The 24,572-nt window shown below is 62.4% G+C and carries 18 protein-coding genes and 2 pseudogenes; 9 read left to right on the top strand and 11 right to left on the bottom strand.

Annotated features, from left to right (window positions below):
* Positions 1-228 precede the first annotated feature (228 nt).
* Positions 229-2,187 carry an acetoacetate--CoA ligase gene (locus HB778_RS20385; RefSeq protein WP_183456430.1) on the bottom strand — a complete coding sequence of 653 codons (1,959 nt, stop codon included), beginning with the start codon at positions 2,185-2,187 and terminating at the stop codon, positions 229-231.
* Between the two features lie 198 nt (positions 2,188-2,385).
* Between HB778_RS20385 and HB778_RS20380 the strand changes: the two genes are divergently transcribed.
* Positions 2,386-4,239: an AsmA family protein gene (locus HB778_RS20380; protein WP_183456427.1), complete on the top strand. Its 1,854-nt coding sequence runs from the start codon at positions 2,386-2,388 to the stop codon at positions 4,237-4,239.
* Positions 4,240-4,273: 34 nt separating this feature from the next.
* Here the strand turns inward: HB778_RS20380 and HB778_RS20375 are convergent, their stop codons facing one another.
* The 7 genes and pseudogenes from HB778_RS20375 to HB778_RS20345 all read right to left on the bottom strand — a co-directional run bounded on the left by HB778_RS20375 (position 4,274) and on the right by HB778_RS20345 (position 12,333).
* Entirely contained in the window at positions 4,274-5,092 is an 819-nt protein-coding gene (locus HB778_RS20375; RefSeq protein WP_183456425.1) for an ABC transporter permease, read from the bottom strand.
* The gene (locus tag HB778_RS20370; RefSeq protein ID WP_183456423.1) at positions 5,089-6,057 is read right to left on the bottom strand and encodes an ABC transporter permease subunit; all 969 of its coding nucleotides are present in this window, start codon (positions 6,055-6,057) and stop codon (positions 5,089-5,091) included. Before HB778_RS20370 ends, HB778_RS20375 begins: the two co-directional genes overlap by 4 nt.
* A gap of 9 nt (positions 6,058-6,066) precedes the next feature.
* Positions 6,067-7,208 (bottom strand): annotated as a pseudogene (locus tag HB778_RS20365) (ABC transporter ATP-binding protein).
* 74 nt (positions 7,209-7,282) lie between these two features.
* Positions 7,283-8,380, bottom strand: coding sequence for a polyamine ABC transporter substrate-binding protein (locus tag HB778_RS20360; protein WP_183456421.1), 1,098 nt, complete (start codon positions 8,378-8,380; stop codon positions 7,283-7,285).
* 327 nt (positions 8,381-8,707) lie between these two features.
* Positions 8,708-9,661 (bottom strand): DMT family transporter, encoded by a 954-nt coding sequence (locus HB778_RS20355; RefSeq protein ID WP_183456419.1) that lies wholly within the window; start codon positions 9,659-9,661, stop codon positions 8,708-8,710.
* Positions 9,662-9,834: 173 nt separating this feature from the next.
* Complete coding sequence (locus HB778_RS20350) at positions 9,835-10,734, bottom strand: DUF2167 domain-containing protein (RefSeq protein WP_183456417.1); 900 nt, start codon at positions 10,732-10,734, stop codon at positions 9,835-9,837.
* A gap of 149 nt (positions 10,735-10,883) precedes the next feature.
* A pseudogene (locus tag HB778_RS20345) lies at positions 10,884-12,333 on the bottom strand (helix-turn-helix domain-containing protein).
* Between the two features lie 238 nt (positions 12,334-12,571).
* On the opposite strand from HB778_RS20345, the gene aceA reads away from it, so the two are divergent.
* From aceA to HB778_RS20330, 3 genes are all read left to right on the top strand, one after another.
* Positions 12,572-13,861, top strand: a complete 1,290-nt coding sequence (gene aceA / locus HB778_RS20340) for an isocitrate lyase (protein ID WP_183456415.1) — start codon at positions 12,572-12,574, stop codon at positions 13,859-13,861.
* A gap of 57 nt (positions 13,862-13,918) precedes the next feature.
* Complete coding sequence (locus HB778_RS20335; RefSeq protein WP_006202762.1) at positions 13,919-14,161, top strand: SMc00767 family acetate metabolism repressor; 243 nt, start codon at positions 13,919-13,921, stop codon at positions 14,159-14,161.
* A gap of 277 nt (positions 14,162-14,438) precedes the next feature.
* The gene (locus HB778_RS20330) at positions 14,439-14,846 is read left to right on the top strand and encodes a response regulator (protein ID WP_244661993.1); all 408 of its coding nucleotides are present in this window, start codon (positions 14,439-14,441) and stop codon (positions 14,844-14,846) included.
* A 48-nt stretch (positions 14,847-14,894) separates the two neighbouring features.
* On the opposite strand, the gene HB778_RS20325 is transcribed toward HB778_RS20330, so the two are convergent.
* Positions 14,895-15,608, bottom strand: coding sequence for an HAD family hydrolase (locus tag HB778_RS20325; protein ID WP_183456412.1), 714 nt, complete (start codon positions 15,606-15,608; stop codon positions 14,895-14,897).
* Positions 15,609-15,751: 143 nt separating this feature from the next.
* Between HB778_RS20325 and HB778_RS20320 the strand changes: the two genes are divergently transcribed.
* The 3 genes from HB778_RS20320 to HB778_RS20310 all read left to right on the top strand — a co-directional run bounded on the left by HB778_RS20320 (position 15,752) and on the right by HB778_RS20310 (position 19,881).
* The gene (locus HB778_RS20320) at positions 15,752-17,188 is read left to right on the top strand and encodes a glutamine synthetase family protein (RefSeq protein WP_183456410.1); all 1,437 of its coding nucleotides are present in this window, start codon (positions 15,752-15,754) and stop codon (positions 17,186-17,188) included.
* 122 nt (positions 17,189-17,310) lie between these two features.
* Positions 17,311-18,597: an NAD(P)/FAD-dependent oxidoreductase gene (locus HB778_RS20315; protein ID WP_183456408.1), complete on the top strand. Its 1,287-nt coding sequence runs from the start codon at positions 17,311-17,313 to the stop codon at positions 18,595-18,597.
* A gap of 555 nt (positions 18,598-19,152) precedes the next feature.
* Positions 19,153-19,881 (top strand): SH3 domain-containing protein, encoded by a 729-nt coding sequence (locus HB778_RS20310; protein ID WP_348524624.1) that lies wholly within the window; start codon positions 19,153-19,155, stop codon positions 19,879-19,881.
* Between the two features lie 30 nt (positions 19,882-19,911).
* Here HB778_RS20310 and HB778_RS20305 read toward each other — a convergent pair whose 3' ends face one another.
* Both HB778_RS20305 and HB778_RS20300 read right to left on the bottom strand, forming a co-directional pair.
* Positions 19,912-21,204 carry a Mur ligase family protein gene (locus HB778_RS20305; RefSeq protein ID WP_244661536.1) on the bottom strand — a complete coding sequence of 431 codons (1,293 nt, stop codon included), beginning with the start codon at positions 21,202-21,204 and terminating at the stop codon, positions 19,912-19,914.
* Positions 21,205-21,323: 119 nt separating this feature from the next.
* Positions 21,324-22,070, bottom strand: a complete 747-nt coding sequence (locus tag HB778_RS20300) for an SDR family oxidoreductase (protein ID WP_183465152.1) — start codon at positions 22,068-22,070, stop codon at positions 21,324-21,326.
* Positions 22,071-22,379: 309 nt separating this feature from the next.
* Between HB778_RS20300 and zwf the strand changes: the two genes are divergently transcribed.
* The gene (gene zwf, locus HB778_RS20295) at positions 22,380-23,849 is read left to right on the top strand and encodes a glucose-6-phosphate dehydrogenase (RefSeq protein WP_095198205.1); all 1,470 of its coding nucleotides are present in this window, start codon (positions 22,380-22,382) and stop codon (positions 23,847-23,849) included.
* Positions 23,831-24,547: a 6-phosphogluconolactonase gene (pgl, locus tag HB778_RS20290; protein ID WP_183456404.1), complete on the top strand. Its 717-nt coding sequence runs from the start codon at positions 23,831-23,833 to the stop codon at positions 24,545-24,547. Before zwf ends, pgl begins: the two co-directional genes overlap by 19 nt.
* The last annotated feature ends 25 nt before the right edge of the window (positions 24,548-24,572 follow it).

The raw sequence follows: 24,572 nt of genomic DNA, 5'->3' as shown, positions 1-24,572 counted from the left end.
GCCCTAGAGGACGCCTTAAGAGATGGGATTGCTGTCACAACGGGGGCTTGAGCGAATTCAGATCCTCCGGGGGCTGAGGAACGGGATTTCTCCCTCAAGTTACATGCGACTATCGGGGTCGGGCCTTAACAAGTCCTTACCGGGTCGTCGAAAAATTTACGAATGTGTACCACTCGTGAAATCTAGGTAAATTCGAGCGACATATTTGGTTAACCATGCCGGTCGGGCTCACTCGGCAAGCTGCGGCAGGTTCCGGAACAGCTCCAGCGCTTCCGGGTTGGCGAGCGCTTCCTTGTTCTTGATGGCGCGGCCATGCACGACATCGCGCACGGCGAGCTCGGTGATCTTGCCCGATTTGGTGCGCGGAATATCCGACACGGCGACGATCCGGGCCGGGACATGGCGCGGGCTGGCGCCGCTGCGGATCTTGGCGCGGATGCGTTTTTCCAGGTCCTCGTCGAGTTGGACGCCGGAGGCCAGCCGCACGAACAGCACGACACGCACGTCATTGTCGAAATCCTGGCCAATGCACAGCGCTTCCAGGATTTCCGGCATCTGTTCGACCTGGTTGTAGATCTCCGCCGTGCCGATGCGCACGCCGCCCGGGTTGAGCGTGGCGTCGGAGCGGCCATGGATGATCATGCCGCCATGCGCGGTCCATTCGGCGAAATCGCCATGGCACCAGACATTGTCGAAACGCTCGAAATAGGCGGCCTGGTATTTCTTGCCATCCGGATCGTTCCAGAAGCCGATCGGCATGGACGGAAACGCCTTGGTGCAGACCAGTTCGCCCTTCTCCTCCCTGACCGACTTGCCATCGTCGTCCCAGACGTCGACGGCGAGGCCAAGGCCGGGTCCCTGGATCTCGCCGGTCCACACTGGCTGCGTCGGCACGCCGAGCACGAAACAGGAGACGATGTCGGTGCCACCGGAAACCGAGGCGAGATGCACGTCCTTCTTGATGCCGTCATAGACGAAGCGGAAATCCTCAGGCGACAGCGGCGAGCCGGTGGAGGAAATCGCACGCACGGTCGACAGATCATGGCTGTGGATCGGCTTGAGGCCGGCCTTGCGCACGGAATCGATGAACTTGGCCGAGGTGCCGAAAAAGGTCATCTTCTCGGCATCGGCGAAGTCGAACAGCACATTGCCGCTGGGGTAGAAGGGCGAACCGTCATAAAGCAGCAGCGTCGCCCCGGAGGCGAGGCCCGACACCAGCCAGTTCCACATCATCCAGCCACAGGTGGTGAAATAGAAGAAGCGGTCGCCGTCGATCAGCCCGGCATGCAGCCGGTGTTCCTTGACATGCTGGACCAGCGTGCCGCCGGCCGAATGGACGATGCATTTGGGAATGCCGGTGGTTCCTGATGAAAACAGGATGTAGAGCGGATGCGAAAACGGCAGCCGCTCGAAGCTGACGGGCTTGACGGCGAAGGACGACAGCGCCTCTTCCATCGCCACCGCCTTGTCGATGGTTGCGGCCACGTCGGCCGAGGTGCCGAGATAATCGACGAGCAGGACCTTGCGGACGCTGCCGAGCTTGGCCGCGACCGCCGCGACCTTGTCAGCGACCTCGATCGCCTTGCCATTGTACCAATAGCCGTCGGGCGCGATGAAGATGACAGGTTCGATCTGGCCGAACCGGTCGAGCACCCCCTGCTCGCCGAAATCGGGGGAGCAGGATGACCACACCGCGCCGATCGAGGCAGCCGCCAGCATGGCGGCGACGGTTTCGGGCATGTTGGGCATCATCGCGGCAATGCGGTCGCCCTTCTTGACCTTGAGCGACAGGAACAGCTGCTGCAGGCGCGAGACCAGCCCCTGCAGCTGGTTCCAGGACAGCCGCCGTTCGACCTTGTCCTCGCCGCGAAAGACGATCGCTTCGCCGGCGCCGGTCTTCTTCAACAAGTTCTCGGCGAAATTCAGCGTCGCGTCGGGGAAGAACGAGGCACCCGGCATTTTGTCGCCATCGGCGAGCATATGCTTGCCCTTTTCGCCGACAATGCCGGAAAAGTCCCAGACCAGGCTCCAGAACGCTTCGCGATCCTCGACCGACCAGCGATGCAACTCGGCGTAGGAAGCGAAGGAAGTGCCGGCTTTCGCCTCCGCCGCCTTCATGAAAGCTGTCAATGGCGAAGCGTCGATCCGGTCTTGCGTTGGGGTCCAGAGCGGTACTTCGGCAGCCATGATCGATCCTCCTCGGTCGTCATCGCTTATGCATATCGCAGCGCAGCAGAGCAAGATTTTGTTGGGCCGATACCCTCAGGTGTGCGCAAATGCCATCGCCGGGCCATAAAGACTTGAAATGCCTCAGTCCTAAGTCGTAGTGACGACTGGGGTTATATCTGTCGGGCGATTTATCGGAACGGAAGCATATAGGGCGAGATGCCATCATCCTTGATCCGCCGCGGAGTATGGGCGATCGGCGCTGCCGTGATCGTCATCGCTCTGGTGGTCGCCACCCTGCCGCTGATCGCCTCGACGCGTATCGTGCGCGACCGCATCGCCTGGGAAATGAGCGCCTGGAGCGGATTCCGGGTCGCCATCGAAGGCTCGCCGCGCATCGAGGTCTGGCCGAAATTCCGGGCAATCCTGACCGACGTGACGCTGTCCAAGTGGACGGACACCGATGCGCCGCCGGTCGTCGAAGCCGAACGGGTGGAGATCGACCTCTCGGCCATGGCGGCCTTGCAGGGCGACGTGGCGTTTTCCACGGCACGGCTGGTGCGGCCGACGATCCGCGTCCAGCGCACGGCGGATGGCCTGTTCCTGCCCACGGCACCGACCGGAGGCCGCATCGCGCGCTCCATCGACACGGCGCGCGGCGTGGTCAATGCCGACCCTGCCAAGCCCGATCTCGACAAGCTGCCGGCCGATGCCTTCGGTACAGTTGAGTTCAGGGACGGCCGCATGGTGGCTTCCGTCGACGGCAAGGACGTGGAAATCCTGAGCAGCCTCAGCGGCCAGGCGACCTGGGCGGCGATGAACAGCAATGCGACATTGTCGGCAACCGGGATCTGGCGTGGCGAAAGCGTCGCCCTCGACGCTGCCTCACCGAAGCCGCTGGTGCTGTTTGCCGGCGGCGTGGCGCCGCTCACTCTGTCCTTCAAGGCCGCGCCCGCCACTTTCTCCTTCGACGGCACGGCCAGCATGTCCGAGAACGCCTATTTCGACGGCCAGGTGAAGTTCGCGGCACCTTCGCTGCGCCGCGTGCTGGAATGGTCGCAGGCCGGCATCGCGCCAAGTGCTGCGATCGGCTCCGTCAGCATTTCGAGCAAGGTCACGGCATCGGCCGGACGCATCAAATTCGAGAACACCGCGCTGGCGCTGGACAACAATCCGGGCATGGGCGCGCTGGACCTGTCACTTGGCGACGCCCAGCCGGTGATCTCGGGCACGCTCGCCTTCGACACGCTCGACCTCAGGTCCTTCCTGTCCGCCTTCACGCCGCTTGGGCCGGCGAGCGGGACTGGACCAGGTGACGTCGAGGGAAATTTCGCCGACCGGGTCAACCTCGATCTCAGGCTGTCGGCGGCACATGCCACGGCCGGCGCCATACAGCTCGCCGATGTCGCCGCCACCGCCCAGGTCAAGGACGGTCTTTCCGTCTTCGATATCTCCGACGCTTCGGCCTTTGGCGGCAACATCCAGACCAGCCTGCGTTTCGACCGCAAGCCCGAGGGCACCCAGGTCGAGATCCGGCTGCTTGCGTCCGACGTCGACGGCGGTGCGTTCGGCACGGCGGCCGGCATGACCCGGCTGGTGCCGGTCGGCACGGGCACCGTTTCGGTTATCCTCAAGGGACCGGGCAGGACCTGGGATTCGATCTTTGAAAATGCCGACGGCTCGGTCTCGGCGACCTTCGGCCCGGGCGCTCTCAGCAAGTTCAACCTGGCGGCCTTTCTCAAGCATAGCGAACAGGGCGGCTTCTTCGCGCTCGACGATGTCTCGGACGGCACGCTGCCGATCGACGGCGCCGAAGTGAAGGCGACCATTTCGCGAGGCGTGGCGAGGCTGGACAAGGCCGAAGCCAATTCGGCGAAATACAAGATCTGGCTTTCCGGCATCGCCTCCTATGCGGGGCGTGGGCTGGCGCTGTCCGGCGGCGTTATCCAGCCGGACCAGGCGGCGGCACAGAAGACCGGCCAGCAAGGGCCCAACCAGTCGTCCTTCTTCGTCGGCGGAACCTGGAGCACGCCGTTCATTTCCCCGATAAGCCGCGGCGTTTCGGGCGAATAGAATCCTGCTCTCCTTCAGTTGAGCGCGATCCTGTTCACCCGCGTTGCGCCGCCTGTTCGTCGAGCTGGCGCTGCACCTCACGCCGCTTGTTGGCGATCGAGGCGATGATGACGCCGACCGCGACGACGGCGATCAGGATGGTGCAGGCGGCGTTGATCTCCGGCGTTACGCCAAGGCGGACCTGGCTGTAAATCTTCATCGGCAGCGTCGTGGCGCCCGGCCCAGAGGTGAAGCTGGCGATGACCAGATCGTCGAGCGACAGCGTAAAGGCCAGCATCCAGCCGGACACGATCGCCGGCAGGATGACCGGCAGCGTTATCTGGAAGAAGGTCCTGGCCGGCGTTGCGCCGAGATCCATCGCCGCCTCCTCTAGCGAACGGTCGAAGGAAACCAGGCGCGACTGCACGACGACCGCCACGAAGCACATTGTCAGCGTGATGTGGGCGAGCGTCACCGTAAAGAAGCCGCGGTCGAGACCGACGGCAACGAAGAGCAGCAGCAGCGACAGCCCGGTAATGACTTCCGGCATGACCAGCGGTGCGAAGACCATGCCGGAAAACAGCACCCTGCCTCGGAAGCGCGTGTAGCGCGTCAAGGTGAGTGCCGCCAGCGTGCCGAGCACGGTCGCCACCGTCGCCGAAATGACGCCGACGCGCGCCGTGACCCAAGTGGCATCCATCAGGCCCTGATTGTGAAACAGCGACACGTACCATTTGGTCGAGAAGCCGCCCCAGACGGTGACGAGCTTGGACTCGTTGAACGAGAAGACGATGAGCAGCACGATCGGCAGGTACAGGAAGGCAAAGCCCAGCACGATCGAGGTGACGTTGAAACGACTCCAGGTGGCGTTCATTTGCCCTGCTCCTGGGCACGCGCCTGTGCCTGCTGGAAAAGCATGATCGGCACGGTGAGCAGCAACAGCAGGATGACGGCGACCGCCGACGACACCGGCCAGTCACGGTTGGCGAAGAACTCGTTCCACAACGTCTTGCCGATCATCAGCGTGGACGAGCCGCCGAGCAGATCGGGGATGACGAACTCGCCGACGGCCGGGATGAACACCAGCAGGCAGCCGGCGATGACGCCCGGCAGCGACAGCGGGAAGGTGATCTTCCAGAAGGCTGACGTCGGCGGGCAGCCGAGATCCTTGGCCGCCTCGATCAGCGAATAATCCATCTTTTCCAGCGACGAATAGAGCGGCAGCACCATGAACGGCAGGTAGGAATAGACGATGCCGATGAAGATCGCCGTATAGGTGTTGAGGATGACCAGCGGCTGGTTGATGATGTGCAGCGACAGGAGCAACTGGTTGAGCAGGCCCTCGGGCTTGAGGATACCGATCCAGGCATAGACGCGGATCAGGAACGACGTCCAGAACGGCAGGATGACCAGCATCAGCAAGGTCGGGCGGATGGTGGCCGGCGCACGTGACATGCCATAGGCGATGGGGTAGCCGACGATCAGCGTCAGGACGGTCGAGATCGCCGCAATGATGACGCTCGTCACATAGGCTTTGAAATAGAGCGCGTCCTGCGTCAGCCAGACATAATTGTCGAAGTTGAGGTCGCGGAAGCCGGCGAAGAAGCCGGAGACGCCGTCGCTGAAATCGAGCACCGGCGTGTAGGGCGGCATGGCGATCGCTGTCTGTGACAGTGAAATCTTGAAGACGATGACGAAGGGAATGAGGAAGAAGAAGAGAAGCCAGAGGTAGGGGACGATGATGACGAGCCGGTTGACGAAGCCGGCACCCAGGCGGTTCAGGAACGGCTTGGCGGAAGTCGATGGCGCGGCGGCATCGGTGACGGCGATGTTGGACATATCCGCCCCCTACCGTGCCAGCACGACGCCGGCGTCGGGCCGGAAGGACACCCAGGCGCGGTCGTTCCAGGTCAGCGGATCCTCGGTCACGCGCGCCGCGTTGAGGGCGCTCGCCCTGATGATCTGCCCGTCGTCGAGCCTGATGTGGTAGACGGTCATGTCGCCGAGATAGGCAACGTCATAGACCTCGCCTTCCAGCGCGTTGACGGCATCGGCGGGCTTCTTCGACGAGACCTTGATCTTCTCCGGCCTGATGGCGAAGACGATATCGGCATTGGCGCGGCGGCCGCGCCGCCATTCTCGACGACGATCTGGGCTCCGCTCGCTCCAGTGATGCGGGTGGTGTTGGCCGACCGCTCGGCGACCTTGCCCTCGAACATGTTCACATTACCGACGAAATGCGCGACGAAGCGCGAGGCCGGGGCTTCATAGACTTCCGCCGGCGTCGCAACCTGCATGACCTCGCCCTTGTCCATGATGGCGATGCGATCGGCCATGGTCATCGCTTCTTCCTGGTCGTGGGTGACGACGACGAAGGTCAGCCCGAGTTCCTGCTGCAAATCCATCAATTCGAACTGGGTTTCCTCGCGCAGCTTCTTGTCGAGCGCGCCGAGCGGCTCATCGAGCAGCAGCACCTTCGGCCGCTTGGCGACCGAACGGGCGAGCGCGACGCGCTGGCGCTGGCCGCCGGAGAGCTGGTGCGGTTTGCGCTTGGCGAATTGCTCGAGCTTGACCAGCTTCAGCATCTCGGCGACGCGCTTTTCGATATCGGGCTTGGGCATGCCTTCCTGCTTGAGGCCGAAGGCGATGTTGTTCTCCACCGTCATATGCGGGAACAGGGCATAGGACTGGAACATCATGTTGACCGGCCGGCGATAGGGCGGGATGCCGCGCAAATCCTGGCCATCGAGCAGGATGCGGCCGGCTGTCGGTTCCTCGAACCCGGCAAGCATCCTGAGCAACGTCGACTTTCCGCAACCCGAGGCGCCGAGCAGGGCGAAGAATTCGCGCTCGAAGATGGTCAGCGACAGATTGTTGACGGCGGTGAAGTCACCGAACTTCTTGGTGACGTTGTCGAACTGGATGTATGGCTTGGCGTTCGGGTCGTTCCATGGCGCGAAATCCCTGCGGATGCTGCCAAGCGATTTCATATCCCCACTCCGTGCTTATTGATTCCTCAAAAAACGCGACCCCGGCAGTTGTCTGTCGGGGTCGCTTCAAATGCTTATTGGCCGGTGACGATCTTGGTCCAGGTGCGCGTGATAACGCGCTGGGTCTTGGGATCGTAAGGAGAGACCGTGTAGAGCTTCTGCAACGTCGCGTCGTCCGGATAGACGGCCGGGTCGCTCAGCAGTGCCTTGTCGACGAACTGCTGCGATGCCTTGTTGCCGTTGGCGTAGAGCACGGCGTTCGACGATTTGGCGATCACTTCCGGCGTCATCATGTAGTTGAGGAATTCATGCGCTTCGGCGACATGCGGCGCATCGGCCGGGATCGCCATCTGATCGAACCACATCTGGGCGCCTTCCTTCGGCACGGAATAGCCTATCTCCACGCCTTGCTTGGCGTCCTGGGCGCGGTTGCGCGCCTGGAAGACGTCACCCGACCAGCCAACCGCCAGGCAGATGTCGCCATTGGCGAGCGCATTGATGTATTCGGATGAGTGGAATTTCCGGATAAAGGGGCGGACCTTCATCAGGGCTTCCTCGGCCTTGGCGATGTCGTCGGGCGAGGTGCTGTTCGGGTCGAGGCCGACATATTTCAGCGCCGCCGGAATGATGTCGGCCGGCGAATCCAGCACATAGACGCCGCAGTCCTTCAGCTTGGCGAGACTCTCGGGGTTGAAGAACACGTCCCAGCTGTCGATCTTGTCGGTGCCGAGTGCTGCCTTCACCTTCTTGATGTTGTAGCCGATGCCGACCGTGCCCCACATATAATTGATCGAGTATTCGTTGCCCGGGTCGTATTTGGCGGTCCTTTGCGAAACAGTGTCCCACATGTTGGAGAGGTTCGGCAGTTTCGACTTGTCGAGCTTCTGGAACACGCCGGCCTGGATCTGGCGGGCAAGGAAATTGCCGCTCGGCACGACGACGTCATAGCCGCTGCCGCCGGCCAGCAGCTTGGTTTCGAGGATCTCGTTGGAATCGAACGTGTCGTAGACGACCTTGATGCCGGTCTTCTTGGTGAAATCTTCGACGATCGTCGGGTCGATGTAATCGGACCAGTTGAAGACATTGACGACGCGGTCCTCGGCGTGCCCGGCAGGCGTGAACAATGTCAGAAATACCGAGGTTGCCGAAAGCCAGAGCGCTTTGCGGATCATGCTATTCTCCTTTGGTGAGTGTTCCATCGCCGGCTCGTCGCGGCAGGCGCGCGGCCGGGCATTTGTTTCAGACTATTGAGCTTTCCAGGGGACAACAAGCGCCGATTGGCGCGGCGGTCGCGATCGCGCATTTGTCCCGGTCTGGAGGGAGATCACGGCGCCGTCAGAAGCTTTCGCCGCCGCGCGGACAGAAATACAGAAATATGAAGCGGTCTCGATCGGGCCGCCGGGGAGACTTGGCAAGATACGCCTGTCTTGTTGTTGCCGTGCTCCCAGCCTGCCCGGGCGGCAGCAACATTGTCAATGGCAAAGCTTCAGCGGCCTGCATCAATTCGGCGACGGCACCCCGGTGACCCCTGCCCTTTGCGGCCGCGCCTGGCGCTTGAACTCGAGCCCGATATGGACGAGCAGCGCCGTGACCACCACCGCGCCGCCGATGATGGTGCGCCCGGACGGCACCTCGGAATGGATGAGCCAGACCCATATTGGCCCAAGGATCGGCTCGAATGTGCCGAGCAGCGCCGCGATGGCGGCAGGGATCAGCCGCGCGCCGGTGGCGAAGAAAGCGAGACCGATGCCGAGATTGACCACGCCGAAGGCGAAGAGAAAGCCCATGTCGGCGGCCGAGACAGTGAAGGTCGACGCCTGCGAGGCGGCAAAGCCCGCGGCCAGGATCGTGCCGAGGCAGGTCGCCGGCGTCATCCTGACGCTGGCGAACCGCCTTGTGATGACGGTGGCGATCGAGAACATCAAGGCGATAAGCAGCGCCAGCCCGTCGCCTATGGGTGAGACGGCGCCATCGAGCGATTCCGACACCATGATGGCGACGCCGGCAATGACGGCGGCGATCGCCGCCCAGGTCACGGCACCAACCCGTTCGCGAAACAATGCCCAGGCCAACAACGCCGCCAGAAGCGGCACGCCGGCCTGCATCAAAAGGATGTTGGCGACGGTGGTGTAGGCGAGCGCCACGACGAAGGCGGTCGATGCGATGGTGAAGCAGAGCCCGACGGCAAGGCCAGGCAGGCCCATGTCGCGAAACGATCTCAGCATGCCGCGCCAGCCGTCACGCCAGGCCATGAAGGAGAGCAGGAAGGCAGCGGCCCAGACGGAGCGCCAGAAGATAACCGTCCAACTATCACCGACGGTGATGAAGCGGGCGATGGTGCCGCCGAAACTCCACATCAGCGCCGACAGGAAGACCAGAAGCATGCCGACACGTTCCTCGCGCGGCGAGGAAGTCGATGCAACAAGACCTGGTGATGATGCTGCGTTTGTCATGGGCGCGACTGTCGAGCTTTTGTGGACGGGACGATGCGCAAGGGACGACAAAAATCTGCTCTGTTCGCGTAACGCAAAGATTTGAGCCGCGGGTGATCCAGCGCGGCGTTCCGCTTGGCGCACTGGCGACGGCATGTCGTCGCGTCTGCGGTCGTTGGCACCCAGAGAGAGCCTTACGAAGTGGTCCTTTTCCCACGGATGAAGCGCCAGAGCCCTGCCAGAGGGACCAGCAGGATCAAGCCGAATTTCTTCAGCGCGATAAGCGCCACAGCAATGAGCCCTGCCTTCGCCGCCAATTTTCCTGCAATGAGGCCGCCAATGCCGACTGCCGCAACTGTGTCGGTGCTTGGTATAAAGTCACTGTACTTCTTGCCTGCAGTGAAGTCGGCGATGCCTAGGACCCCATCCAGACTCTGCTTTATCTCCGGCAGCTGCTCGACCGTTGCTATATAGCTCATCACAAAAACGCCCTCCCTGCCCAGGAAGCGGACGTCATAGTTGAGCGTATGGGTGGCATCGTTGCCAAATTTCAATTCTTTGGCCCAGTGCAAGCGCTTGTTGACTGCGTCGTAGACTGGCGGTGATGCCCAACCGATCAAGGTGATAGGCGGATAGCCGTCCTTTACCCTTTGGTCATTACCCGACAACGTGTCCGACTGCATGCTTTTGAGGAGCTCGTCATAATCGATGGACGCGGCGTCGCCATCATCGACATAGCCTATCTTCTCCCATCGCAACTCTATCCCCCAATTACCCTCAGCGAGAGGATCGTACTTGGCCGGAAAGATCATGCCGACAGCGTCGGAAGCGGAATTGGGCGGATTGCCCCAAGCTTCGGTCAAGACCGAGACCGTATCTTTCTTGTCCAGAAAATAAAACTTGTCGCCAAGGTTCAGGTGCACACCCTCGGCAAGGTCAACCGCGCCGATCTTAGGATCGATCTTGTCCAGGAAAGCCTTTCCGGCTTCATTGTACCCTTGATAGGACTTGAAGAAATCCGAGGGTTTTTCTGCCAAAGCAGGCCACGTGGCAAGCGCGAGACCCAAACCGAGCCAAAGACTTGTCCTGCTCATCAATCCCCCCGATCGTTGCACAGCTTGCCGTTTTGATATCCTACCGGCAATGCTCAATCAATATTGCGATCTGCAATGTCCGAGGGGATAGCTTGTTGCGCTAGACAGGGAAAGGGACCATTTTGTCTAGCTGACAAACCGTCACAACTTCACTGGAAGTCGAAAGCGCTCAGGCCTGTCACCATCTCGTCGAGGCCGAGTGGACGCGTCACCGGCGGTTCGGCACGTGCCAGGCAGCCGACACGCTCGCAAAGCCGGCAGGCGGGTCCGACCGGCGTAGCTGTCAGAGCGCCCGGTCCAGCCTTACCGCCAACTGCAGCGCCGGGCAGAGCCGCGCCGTAGACGATGTCGTCGCGGAAGCCGATGTCGCAACCGAGCAGCAGCGCGGTACGGCGCGGACGCTCCGAGAAGGCGCCCTGCGGCCCTTCCAGCGTGCGGGCGATGCACAGGAACTCGGCGCCGTCGGGCATTTCCACCGCCTCGACGAAAACCTGGCCGGGTTGAGAGAAGGCGGCATGCACGGGCAGCTTGGGGCAGCCGCCGCCAAAGCGGCTGTGCGGAAAGCCCTGACTGCCGGCCCTGCGAAAGCGGTTCCCCGCATTGTCGACCTCCAGCATGAAGAAGGGCACGCCGAGTGCGCCCTGCCGCTGCAGCATGGTCAGCCGGTTCGCCGCCTGCTCGAAGGAAACGCCGAAGCGCGAACGCAGGACATCGATGTCGTAGCGGGCGCGAACGGCAGCCGCATGAAAGGCTTGGTAAGGCATCATCAGCGCATGCGCGGCATAGCGGCCGAGCTCGAAGCGGGCGAGACGGCGGGCTTCGTCGGTGCTCAGCTTGAGCGCCTGGATCTGACCGGCGACCGCGACCGTCATGCGGATCAGGCAGGCCTCCATCGCCACTTCGCGCAGCTGGTCGAACGGCGACAGCCGCTCGGACAGGAACAGGCGCTGCGAATGGCGATCGTAGCGGCGGCGCCAGTTCGGCATGGTGGCGACCGGCAGCACCTTGACGACGATGCCGTATTCGCGCTTCAGCCAGGCCTTCAAGGCACCGAACAGATCGTCGCCGGGATCGAGCACCGCGGTGAACGCCTCGGCTTCCTCCTCGAGTGCCGTAAAATGGTTCGGCCGCCGCTCGAAAGTCTCGTGCACCTCGTCGATCGGCAGCCGGGCACCGGACAGCGCCGTGGCGCGGCCCTCACGCGCCAGAAGCTCGTTGAGGTCGGAAAGCCGCTCGGCCTGCTCGCGATAGGCGCGAAACAATTTTATCACCGCGGCCGACGCATTGGGCGCCGCCTCGGCGAGCTCGATCAGTTCCTGGTCTCCCGGCAATTCGCCGACCAGCAGTGGATCGGTGAACACCTCCTTCAAGGCCGCCACCGACCCCCCTCGCCTCGCCCTGCAGCTCATGCGGGTCGACCTTGTAGACCGAGGCCAGCTTGAGGATCAGCTGCACCGTCAGCGGCCGCTGGTTGCGCTCGATCAGGTTGAGATAGGACGGCGAGATGCCGAGCCCCTCGGCCATCGCCGTCTGGGTCAGGCCCTTGGCGTTGCGGATGCGGCGGATGCGCGGCCCGGCGAAGATCTTCTGCTCAGCCATCGACTGACCTTGACAGGAATTTACATGGCATTCGCGTCAATCCATTGCTGTTGATTTTTACAATCGTGACAAATTTACAGCAGTCACCTGTCAAACACAACACAGGTTTTCCCTTATCTCCGGCCATATCTTCTGATTTTTCTGGCTGATTTTGCGCCGCAATGTAAATTCAGTCACATCCCAATGCGCCGGGAAGACGGGCGTGCGGACAAGTGCCAGCAATCCTTCGGAGTGACTCATGACTGATTTTTACAATCTCGTTCCCTCGGCGCCGGAAGGCCGCTTCGACGGCATTGAACGCCCCTATTCGCCGGAGCATGTGAAGCGGCTGCGCGGCTCGGTGCAGATCCGTCAGAGTCTGGCCGAAATGGGCGCCAACCGGCTGTGGAAGCTCATCCATGAGGAGGATTTCGTCAACGCGCTCGGCGCCATGTCCGGCAACCAGGCGATGCAACAGGTGCGCGCCGGACTGAAGGCGATTTACCTGTCGGGCTGGCAGGTCGCAGCCGACGCCAACACGGCGTCCGCCATGTATCCCGACCAGTCGCTTTATCCGGCCAATGCCGCGCCCGAGCTGGTCAAGCGCATCAACCGGACGCTGCAGCGTGCCGACCAGATCGAGACCTCCGAGGGCAACGGGCTCTCGGTCGAGACCTGGTTCGCACCGATCGTCGCCGACGCCGAAGCCGGCTTCGGCGGACCGCTCAACGCCTTCGAGATCATGAAGGCGTTCATCGAGGCAGGTGCCGCCGGCGTCCACTACGAAGACCAGCTGGCGTCGGAAAAGAAGTGCGGCCATCTCGGCGGCAAGGTGCTGATCCCGACCGCCGCACACATCCGCAACCTCAACGCCGCGCGCCTGGCAGCCGACGTGATGGGCACGCCGACGCTTGTCGTGGCACGCACCGACGCCGAAGCCGCGAAGCTTCTGACATCCGACATCGACGAGCGCGACCAGCCCTTCGTCGACTACGATGCCGGCCGCACGGTGGAAGGCTTCTACCAGGTCAGGAACGGCATCGAGCCTTGCATCGCACGGGCCATCGCCTATGCGCCCTACGCCGATCTGATCTGGTGCGAGACCTCGAAGCCCGATCTGGCGCAGGCCAAGAAGTTCGCCGAGGGTGTGCGCAGGCATCATCCAGGCAAGCTGCTCGCCTACAATTGCTCGCCCTCGTTCAACTGGAAGAAGAATCTCGACGACGCGACGATCGCCAAGTTCCAGAGGGAACTCGGCGCCATGGGCTACAAGTTCCAGTTCATCACGCTCGCCGGCTTCCACCAGCTCAACTACGGCATGTTCGAACTGGCGCGTGGCTACAAGGCACGGCAGATGGCCGCCTATTCCGAGTTGCAGGAAGCCGAGTTCGCGGCGGAGGCCAATGGCTACACCGCGACCAAGCACCAGCGCGAGGTCGGCACCGGCTATTTCGACGCCGTGTCGATGGCAATCACCGGCGGCAAGTCGTCGACCACCGCCATGCATGAATCGACCGAGCATGCACAGTTCAAGCCGGCCGCCGAATAGCGGATTAGAAAACATCGAGGAAACGCCCAAAAGGGCTTCAGACACAGGAGAAGACCAATGGCATCGATAAGCCGCGTCAAGGAACGTGCGGAAGAACAATCGACCACGATGAGTGTCGACCAGCAGGCGACGATCCGCATGCTCGCCAACGATTTGCACAGACTGAACCAGTCGGTGATGAAGGCGGTCGAGGCCGGCGTCTCGGTGGAGCTGGTGCGCTCGGCCAGGCACCATGGCGGCGACGGCAATTGGGGCGATCTGCTGATCCCGGTGATCGTCACCCAGCAGAGCCATGGCTGACCGGGAATCGTTGCAACCGACCCTTCACCTGCGCAGTGTATGCGCAGGTGAATTTTATTTTTATGCAGCCGATCCGTGGACAGGGCAGTACAGTACTGTTGCTTGACTCCACTGTCGCAGGAGGTGTTTTCGGAAGCCTTTTATTTCAACTTGACATGGGGTGCCATCTCACGCCAATTGTCGGCCAGATTCAACTCTGCATTGAAATAGGGGCGAGATTCTTGGCCGACTTGGGTGCCCAGTGAGTAGCGAGGGCGAGACCGCAAACCATCCGAATCTGGCGACCCAGGATTCAAGCGCAGAGACGATCCACAGTCCCTCGCAAGTGCTTGTTGTCGGGAAATCGCCGATCAATCGCGTTGTTGTATCGAAGATTGTCGAGCGATCCGGGCTCAGGCCAATCTCGGAATCGCCCGATATGGCGGCGAAGACCTTGCGAACGCTGGTGCCAGGCGTGATTGTGCTGGACGGCGGCGCAGACAACAAGGACTGCGACAATCTGATGTCCGGCATCGAAACGCTGCGGCGGGCTTCGGGCAAATCGCTTCCGCCCGTCATCCTGCTTTCAACCAAGACCGGCACGCCGGAGAGCCTGGGCCTGTCGAGCATCATCGACGCCGTCGTCGCCAAGCCGATCACGCCCGAGCGGCTGCAACCGGTGATCGATCGCCTGATCAGCCGCTAACGGGTTTTCCATCCGCAAATGCTCGGAATAGAAAACTGAAAGCTGCAATCAAGCTGGGTTTTTGATGCTTTCGACCAATTCGGGCAATTGCCCGAGGTCGGCAATCTGGCGGAACCGCGGCTCGGCGACCGGCGCCTCGACATGCTCGAGCACCCAGGTCAGCTCATGCGGCACATGGACACCCCAGCCCCCTGCCTCGATGGCCGGCACCACGTCCGATTTCAGCGAATTGCCGACCATCATGCTCTTTGCCGGACCGTCGCCGTGGCGGCTGAAGAGGCGGGAATAGGTCGCGGCATTCTTGTCGCTGACGATCTCGACCGCGTCGAACAGGTCGCCGAGGCCTGAGCCAGCCAGCTTGCGCTCCTGGTCAAAGAGATCGCCCTTGGTGATCAGCACAAGGCGATATGCGCCGGCAAGTGTCTCCACCGTCTCACGCACATGCGGCAAGACCTCGATCGGGTGGCTCAGCATCTCGCGGCCGGCGTCGAGAATCTGCGCTATGACCGAAGCCGGCACACGCCCGTCGGTGACCTCGATCGCCGTCTCGATCATCGACAGGGTAAATCCCTTGATGCCGAAACCATAGATGGCAAGGTTGCGCCGTTCGGCTTCGAGCAGTCGCGCCGAAATCTGCTGCTCCTCGCCATGATCGGCAAGCATGGCGGCGAAGCGCTTCTCCGTCATGCGGAAGAACTGTTCGTTCTGCCAAAGTGTGTCGTCGGCGTCGAAGCCGATGGTCGTCAGTTCGTTGTTTCGCATCGATGCCTTCCAGGTTGCGAGCCGCCCGAACCTAAGCCGGCCGGCGCGATTTTCAACCGGAACGAGGAATGCCGGCAGCGGCTCCCCTTCCCTTCCACAGGGGGGCACGGCTATACTCCGAAATCCGCAACCCAATCTGGTGAATGATGCCGCCTGCAAAAAAGGAAGTCCGTCCGTCGAGCCGCGGAGGACGGGCGCGCACGCCTGCCTTCGTGAAAAACCTGCGTGGTGTGAAGAACTGGAAGGAAGTCAGCGAATGGCTGGAATGGCGCGGCATCGAGGACATCGAATGCATCACGCCTGATCAGGCCGGCGTGGCGCGCGGCAAGATGATGCCGTCGAAGAAATTCACCTCCAACACCTCGCTGGCGCTGCCTTCGGCCGTCTTCATGACCACGATTTCCGGCGGCTACCCCGAAGACGGCAACGGTTTCCACTATCCGGAAGACGACGGCGATCTCAAGCTGATGCCGGACCTGTCGACTCTGACGGTGGTGCCCTGGGAAGAAGACCCGACGGCCGCCGTCATCTGCGACCTCGTCCACCAGGATGGCCGCTCCGTCGAATTCACCCCGCGCAACGTGTTGAAGCGCGTGCTTGCAGCCTATGACAAGCTCGGACTGAAGCCGGTGGTGGCACCCGAGATCGAATTCTACCTGGTGCGCAAGAATCCCGATCCGGACTATCCGCTGACCCCGCCCGTCGGCCGTTCGGGGCGCGCAATCGGCGGCGGCGCCGGCTATTCGATCGCCGGCGTCAACGAGTTCGACGAGCTCATCGACGACATCTACCATTTCTCCGAAAGCCAGGGCCTGGAGATCGACACGCTCATCCACGAGGAGGGCGCCGGTCAGCTCGAGATCAATCTGCGCCACGGCGACCCGATCGAGCTTGCCGATCAGGTCTTCATGTTCAAGCGCACCATCCGCGAAGCGGCGCTGAAGCATGAGATCTACGCGACCTTCATGGCCAAGCCGATCCAGGGCCAGCCAGGTTCGGCTATGCATATCCATCAGTCGATCATCGACAAGAAGACCGGCAAGAACATCTTCTCAGCCGAGGACGGCTCGGAAACCGAGGATTTCTTCCACTTTATCGGCGGCATGCAGAAGCACGTGCCGAACGCGCTGGTGATGTTCGCGCCCTATGTCAATTCCTATCGTCGGCTGACGCAGGCGGCCTCGGCCCCGGTCAACAACAAATGGGGCTATGACAACCGCACCACCGCGTTCCGCGTGCCGCGTTCGGATCCTGCGGCGCGACGTGTCGAAAACCGCATTCCGTCCTCCGATGCCAATCCCTACCTGGCGCTCGCGGCTTCGCTCGCTTGCGGGCTGATCGGCATCACAAGGAAGATCAAGGCCGAACCTCCGGTGCTGACGACCGCCAATGCACACGAGATCGACCTGCCGCGCAGCCTGCTCGAAGCTGTCGACCTGTTCGAGGGCGACGAGGAACTCTGCGCGCTGCTGGGTAAGTCGTTCGCCGCCACCTATGCGGCGATCAAGCGGGCGGAATTCGAGACGTTCATGGAAGTGATCAGTCCGTGGGAGCGGGAGTACCTTCTGCTCAACGTTTGAAGAAGCGAATAGCGAATAGCGAATAGCGAATAGAAACAATATCGGTTCTTCCCTATTCGCTACTCCCTATTCGCTACTCGCTCTTCTACCCCTTCCAAAACTCCCTCGAGTCTTCGCCCGTCATGCCCTACCAATCCCCCATTTCCCCCGGCCGCTCGTGGTACGAGGATACGGCCGGGCCACGGCCTGAGTATCCATCGCTCGACGGCGACCGGACCTGTGATGTCGTCATTATCGGCGGCGGCTTTACCGGTCTGTCTGCGGCAACACATCTGGCCAAGGCTGGAACGAATGTCGTTTTGATCGAGGCGTACCGTTTCGGTGACGGCGCGTCCGGGCGCAATGGCGGGCAGCTTGGCACCGGGCAGCGCGCCTGGGCCGAGGATCTGGAGGCGGAATACGGCCTGTCCCGCGCCAGGGCGCTGTTCGATCTCGCCGAGGAGGCGAAGGCGCATCTTCTGGAATTCGCCGCCACCAACCAGATCGATATCGACTACATGCCGGGCCAGCTCTCGGTGGCGCACAAGCCGCGCTATGTCGACGACTACAAGGCGCATGCCGACATTATGGCGAGCCGTTTCTCCTATCCGCACATCTCGTTCATGGATGCGAAGGAGACGGCGGAGCGGCTTGGCTCGACCGCCTATTTCGGCGGCACGCGCGACACCGGCACCGGCCACATCCACCCGATGAAGCTGGTGATCGGCACGGCGCGGGTGGCGTCGCAGGCCGACGCGCAACTGTTCGAGAAGACACCATCGACCGGCATCGTTTCCACCGGCGGCAAGGTCAGGGTTTCGACACCTAGGGGTACGATAACGGCGCAGAAATGCCTGATCGCGGTCAACGCCTATGGCGGCACGCTCGAACCGGTGAGTGCCGCGCACATCATGCCGATCGGCTCCTTCATCGGTGCGACCGTGCCCTTGGGAGTGGACACGAAAGTGCTGCCCGGCGGCGAGGCGGTCGATGATTCGCGCTTCGTCGTGCGCTATTTCCGCAAATCCAGGGATGGCCGGCTGCTGTTCGGCGGACGCGAGGTCTATGGCGTCAACGACCCGAAGGATATCCACATCCATATCCGCCGCCAGATCGTCGAGCTCTATCCGGCGTTGAAGGATATCGAGATCACCCATGGCTGGGGCGGCTATGTCGGCATCACCGTGCCGCGGAAACCGTTCGTGCGCGAAGTGATGCCCAATGTGATCTCGGCCGGCGGCTATTCCGGCCATGGCGTCATGCTGTCGAACTTCTTCGGCAAGCTCTATGCCGAGACCGTTGCCGGCAATCGCGACCGGCTGAAGCTGATCGAAGACCTGAAGATTCCGCCATTTCCCGGCGGCCGGCGCTTCCGTACGCCGCTGCTTTTCCTGGCGCTCAACTGGTTCGCGCTGCGCGACAGAATCTAAAGCGCGTCGCGTTGAACGCGTTGAAACGGATTCATGTGACGCGCTTTAGATCTTTGTTTTATGCACGTCGTTCTCCCAAAACCGAGATCACTTTTGGGCGACATGCATAGGCGGGATCGGATCGCCACGGTCCCACGCCATCACGGGCTGATGTAATATTGTAATATCATTGTAACATTTGTTGCCCTAGCGGCACATTGCGGAAATGCCGTCAAAGGCGCAGAATCCCCTATAATGGCGTACTGATGCCACAATCGCGGGCGAAAGGTTCGCGCTTCTGGGCGATTATTCGGGGATTGCTGCGGGCTTGCCCGCGTTGATTTTGGGACCGATGCCGATCAAATGCCGGACTTCCGGCAACGATCGAAAGAACATTGGCCCGCGTATGGAGGTGGCAAGAGTGAGAGAGCCCTTCAGTTTCGGTGCGCCGGAACGTCGGCGCTTTGCCATGCAGTTCGGATACGACATGCGGCCGTCCTTCTGGCAGGAAGTCCGCTCGAACTCGCATCTGGTGATTGCCGCGGTCGGCACCGCCGCGCTGCTCGGCGTGGCGCGGTGGCGCTCTGGCTGGCCTTGCCGACGAGCGAGCGGCAAGCGGCCGCCAGCCAGGAACAAAGCATTCCGACCATTCCGGTGAAGACGACGAAGATCGTGCCTGCCGGAACGACGGTGGCCGCGGCGACCGTGCCGCAGCCCGCCCGCAAGTCCGACCAGGTCTCACCGACCGTGGCAGCGGCGAAAGCAAACATACAAGCGCTTGCCGCCAATAACCCCCGCTGGACCGAGGCACAGCCGAAGACCGCTTCGGCGGCACCTGATTCCAATCAAGCGGCTGGCCCCAATCAGGTGGCCACTCAGGCCGAGCCGGCGCCGGACAAGCCGGCTGTCGCGGCGGCATTCGCGCAATCGGCGACCGATACCGATGCCGCCAGCGAACTTGCCAAGGTTGCCGCGCCGGCACCGGCGGCAGGCAGCAATCCGGATGGCGCGCAGACCGCCGCGATACCCGAAGTGCAGCCGCAGACACCCGAACAGCAGCCGGCGGCGACCGACGATGATGGCAGCAAGGCCAAGGCCAAGCCGCGCAAAACGGCGGCGGCCGGCAATGGGCGCATCCTGAGAGCCGTGACCATGCGCAGCGGCCCGAAGAAGAACGCAGCCGCCATCGCCACGGTGCCGGCAAGGACTTCGGTGCAGGTGATGAGCTGTAAGCAATGGTGCCAGATCGTCTACAACGGCAAGACCGGCTGGATCTACAAGAGCTACATCAAGACCGGCGCCTGATGTGTCTGCGCATTTGCGGCTGGGGCCGGCCTATGACGGCCCGCCGCCGAACAGGCGCCGCAACCGCTGCCACCGTCTGGCGCGCCTGCCTTGCCTGACATGGTCGCCGTGCTGCTCGAACGGCACCTCATAGAGGCCGCAGGTGGCGCAGCCCTCCCGCTTGCCGCAGACGGGAATCCAGCATTTGACGTCATGGGTCCAGGCGAGCGCGATGCGCTCGAGGTGAAGGTTCGAAGAACTCTTGACGAGTATCAGTTCGCCCGGCACCGCCGTGCGCCTGATATGGTCGGAGACTTCCTTCGGCGTGCGAAGCTCGACAAACCGGCCGCTGTCGCGGTCAGCCTGCCCCGCTTCCGAGCGATGTGCATGGTCGCCGGTGTAGATCACCTGATCCGAAATCTCCCGCGCGGTTTGGTAGGCGGTGGCGTATTTCCTGTTCGAGCCGGAATAGTCCGATATCTGGCCAAGCACGATGCGCTTTCGGCCGACAGTGGCCTTGGCCACCATGTCCAAGGCAAGGTTGATCGAGTGCCAAGGCGCTTTGGCGGCATCGACGATGAAGTGCGGGCCACCTTCGGCGACGAGCACGGCACAGCGATTAACCAATGGTTGGAAAGTCGCCAGCTCTGCGGCAACCTTGTCCGGAGGGACGCCGAGTTCGAGCGCCGTCGCAACGGCGGCCGCGGTCGGCAGCCAGAAATGTTCGCCCGGAAACAGCGTCTTGAGTTCAAGCACGCCGCCGCGCCAGTGGATCGAAAGCGTCAGCCGATCCGGATAGGCGGCGTGGATGTCGGTGACACGATAGTCGGCCATTTCAGCCGTGCCGAAAGTAACGACACAGCATCCCGCGCCGGCAGCCATGCCGGCCACGTGGGGATCGTCCGCGTTGAGGACGGCAAGACCGTCCGGCCGCAGCGCTTCGACCAAGGCGCGCTTTTCCCTGGCAACATTCTCAACGGTCCTGAAACTGGCAAAATGCTCAAGGCGGACCATGGTGACGACAGCCACATGCGGCTGCAGCATTTCCGCCATCGGCCGCAGGGTATCGACGCCGGAGGCCCCGGCTTCGAAAACGACATAGTCGACCTCACTCGCTTGCCGCATGCGCTTGTAGAGCGTGCTGACCAGCGAGTTCATGGTGTTGGCGAGTACGCGTGAATAGGTCGGTCGATGGGCGGCCAGTATATGCCCAAGCAGCGCCGTGACGGTCGATTTACCCGAACTGCCGGTGACACCGATGAAGGTCGCCTTGCTTTTCGCCCGGGCGCGCCTGGCCCTGTAGACCTTGACGCGACGCTGCAGGTCTTCGCGAACCTTCCGCACTCTCGCGTTCATCGCGCCGTCGACCCCCTAGCTTGTGAAACACTAGGCCATGAGACCCTCAAGTCAAATCCGAGTCGCGGGGGCGGGCAAACCGACCGGCGTTGCAATGACGATACCCCTCAGATGCAGCGGCCGCCATCGACCTCCAGCGCCACGCCGGTGATGAAGGCGGCTTCATCCGATGCCAGCCAGAGTGCGGCATTGGCGATATCGAGCGGGGTCGAAAGCCGGCCGAGCGGGATCGAGGCGCGGAATGTCTCGCGTATCTCGGGCGTGTCGGCGCCCATGAATTTCTCCAGCATGCCGGTTTCGCCGGCGACCGGGCAGAGGCAGTTGACGCGGATGTTCTTGGGTGCGAGTTCCACTGCCATCGATTTGGTAGCCGTAATCGCCCAGCCTTTCGAGGCATTGTACCAGGTGAGCCCGGGCCGTGGCCTGAGTCCTGCGGTCGAGGCCGTGGTCAGGATGACGCCACCCCCTTGCTGGTCCATGATCGGCACCACGGCAAGGGCCGCGTGATAGATCGCCTTCATATTGACAGCGGTGATCAGGTCGAAGGTCTCCTCGTCGACCTTGAGCATGTCGCCATTGCGGTGCGTAAAACCGGCATTGTTGACCATGATGTCGATGCGGCCGAAGGCGCTCTTTGCGGCATAGACCATCTCGTCGAATTCGGAGCGCAGCGAAACATCGGTCTGCGTCCAGATCGCCGCCTCGCCGATCTCGCCGGCGACGCGCTCGGCGCCCTTGGCATTGAGATCGGCGACAACCACCCTGGCGCCCTCTTCGGCAAAACGCTTGGCCATGCCTTCGCCAAACCCGGATGCCGCGCCGGTGATGATGGCGACCTTGTTTTCCAGACGCATGCTTTTCCCGCTCATTGATGTCTTCTCAGAGCCGACAAGGCGGCCGACCGCCTCGGCCCATGCCGCGACAGACAACGCGCCATTTCTCCCTTAGCTTTCGTCACATTCACGTTCTATGCTGCAACTGCGAAAGCTTCCGGAGTCTTCGTTCACCGACAAGCCTCCGGCAAGCGCCAGTGTCAAGCGCACATGTGGACCCAATCAATATCCAGCGATTGGTCCTTGATGTGACACCATGGCACTGGAAAATTTAAATCGATTAGAATATATCAGCCGCGTACTCGCGACCGGCGTCAAAGCGGACAGACCATGACCAGCCAGATCATCCCCGTCGACCCTTTCGACTTCATCATTTTCGGCGGCACCGGCGACCTGTCGGAACGCAAGCTTCTGCCGTCGCTCTACTATCGCCAGCGCGACCATCAATTCTCCGAGCCGACGCGCATCATCGGCACGTCGCGCTCGAAGATGAGCGACGAGGAATTCCGGGCCTTCGCCAGCCAGGCGATCTCCGACCACGTCAAGCCGGCCGATATCGACGCAAAGGAACTGAAGACCTTCCTGGCGCGGCTTTCCTACGTCTCGGCCGATGCGACGAGCGGTGCCGGCTTCGACAAGTTGAAGAAGGCGATCGGCGAGAGCGAGAGCATCCGCGCCTTCTACCTGGCGGTGGCGCCGGCGCTGTTCGGCGATATCTCGCACAAGCTGAAAGAGCACAAGCTGATCACGCCGAACTCACGCATCGTGCTGGAGAAGCCGATCGGCCGCGACCTTGCCTCGGCGCGGGCGCTCAACGACCTGGTCGGAGACGACTTCCACGAAAGCCAGATCTTCCGCATCGACCACTATCTCGGCAAGGAGACGGTGCAGAACCTGATGGCGCTGCGCTTTGCCAACGCGCTTTACGAGCCGCTGTGGAATTCCGCCCATATCGACCACGTGCAGATCACGGTGGCCGAGACAGTCGGCCTGGAAGACCGTGTCACCTATTACGACAAGGCCGGCGCGCTGCGCGACATGGTGCAGAACCACATGCTGCAGCTGCTTTGCCTCGTCGCCATGGAGGCGCCGTCGTCCATGGACGCCGACGCCGTGCGCGACGAGAAGCTGAAGGTGCTGCGGGCGCTGAAGCGCATCAACGGCAACGAGGCGCCGAAGCACACCGTGCGCGGCCAGTACCGCGCCGGCGCATCCGCCGGCGGGCCGGTGAAGGGCTATGTCGAAGAGCTCGGCAAGGACAGCAACACCGAGACCTTCGTCGCCATCAAGGCAGAGATCGGCACCTGGCGCTGGGCCGGCGTTCCGTTCTACCTCAGGACCGGCAAGCGGCTGGCGACCCGGGTTTCGGAAATCGTCATCGAGTTCAAGCCTATCCCGCATTCGATCTTCGGCGACAGCGCCGGACCGATCTTCGCCAACCAGCTGGTCATCCGGCTGCAGCCCGACGAAGGCGTCAAGCAGTTCATCATGATCAAGGATCCAGGACCGGGCGGCATGCGGCTGCGCCAGATCTCGCTCGACATGAGCTTCGCGCAATCCTTCGACGGCCGTGCACCCGACGCCTATGAACGGCTGATCATGGATGTCATCCGTGGCAACCAGACGCTGTTCATGCGCCGCGACGAAGTGGAAGCCGCCTGGAAATGGATCGACCCAATCCAGAATGCCTGGGAAGGCGCCAAGCAGGAAGCACAGGGCTATACGGCGGGCACATGGGGGCCGTCGGCGTCGATAGCGCTGATCGAACGTGACGGGCGGACATGGCACGAGAGCAATTGACCAGCGCCAGCTACAACTGGAACGCTTTCCCCGACCGGCCGAAACTGGCGGCGGCGCTGGCCGCCCGCGTGGCCGATCGCCTGACCAGGGCGATGGCCGAACGCGGCACGGCCGTGCTGGCCGTCTCCGGCGGCACGACGCCGGCAAAGTTCTTCGCTGCCCTCTCAGTGGCGCCGATCGCCTGGGACAAGGTGATCGTGACGCTGGTCGACGAGCGTTTCGTGCCAGCCTCCTCGCCGCGCTCCAATGCCGGGCTGGTGGTCGCCAATCTGTTGCAGAACGCGGCCAAAGCTGCACGCTTCGTGCCGCTCTACCATGAGGCATCCGGCATCGAGGATGCGGCGGCATCGGACGATGCCGCACTGCGCTCCCTGCCCTGGCCGCTCGATGTCGTGGTGCTCGGCATGGGGCCGGACGGCCACACCGCCTCGTTCTTTCCCGATGCCGATGATCTGGCCAAGCTGCTCGACCCCGCCTCGGACAGGATCATCCTGCCGGTTCATGCGGCCAGTGCGGGCGAGCCTCGGCTGACCCTGACGCTGGCGCGCATCATCGATGCCGGCTTCATCGCGCTGCACATAGAGGGCGAGGACAAGCGCACCGCCTTCGACGGCGCAGTCGCGCCCGGACCGCGAAAGCCGATCCGTGCCGTGCTGGACGCCGCCCCCAGGCCCGTAGAGGTTTTCTGGGCGCCCTGATTTTACGTTAGTGGTCCCGGCAACG

This window comes from Mesorhizobium huakuii (genome assembly GCF_014189455.1).
In the GTDB taxonomy this organism is placed as follows: Bacteria; Pseudomonadota; Alphaproteobacteria; order Rhizobiales; family Rhizobiaceae; genus Mesorhizobium; species Mesorhizobium huakuii_A.
Note: the sequence above shows the minus strand (reverse complement) of the source record. Positions and strands in the feature narration are given on the sequence as shown.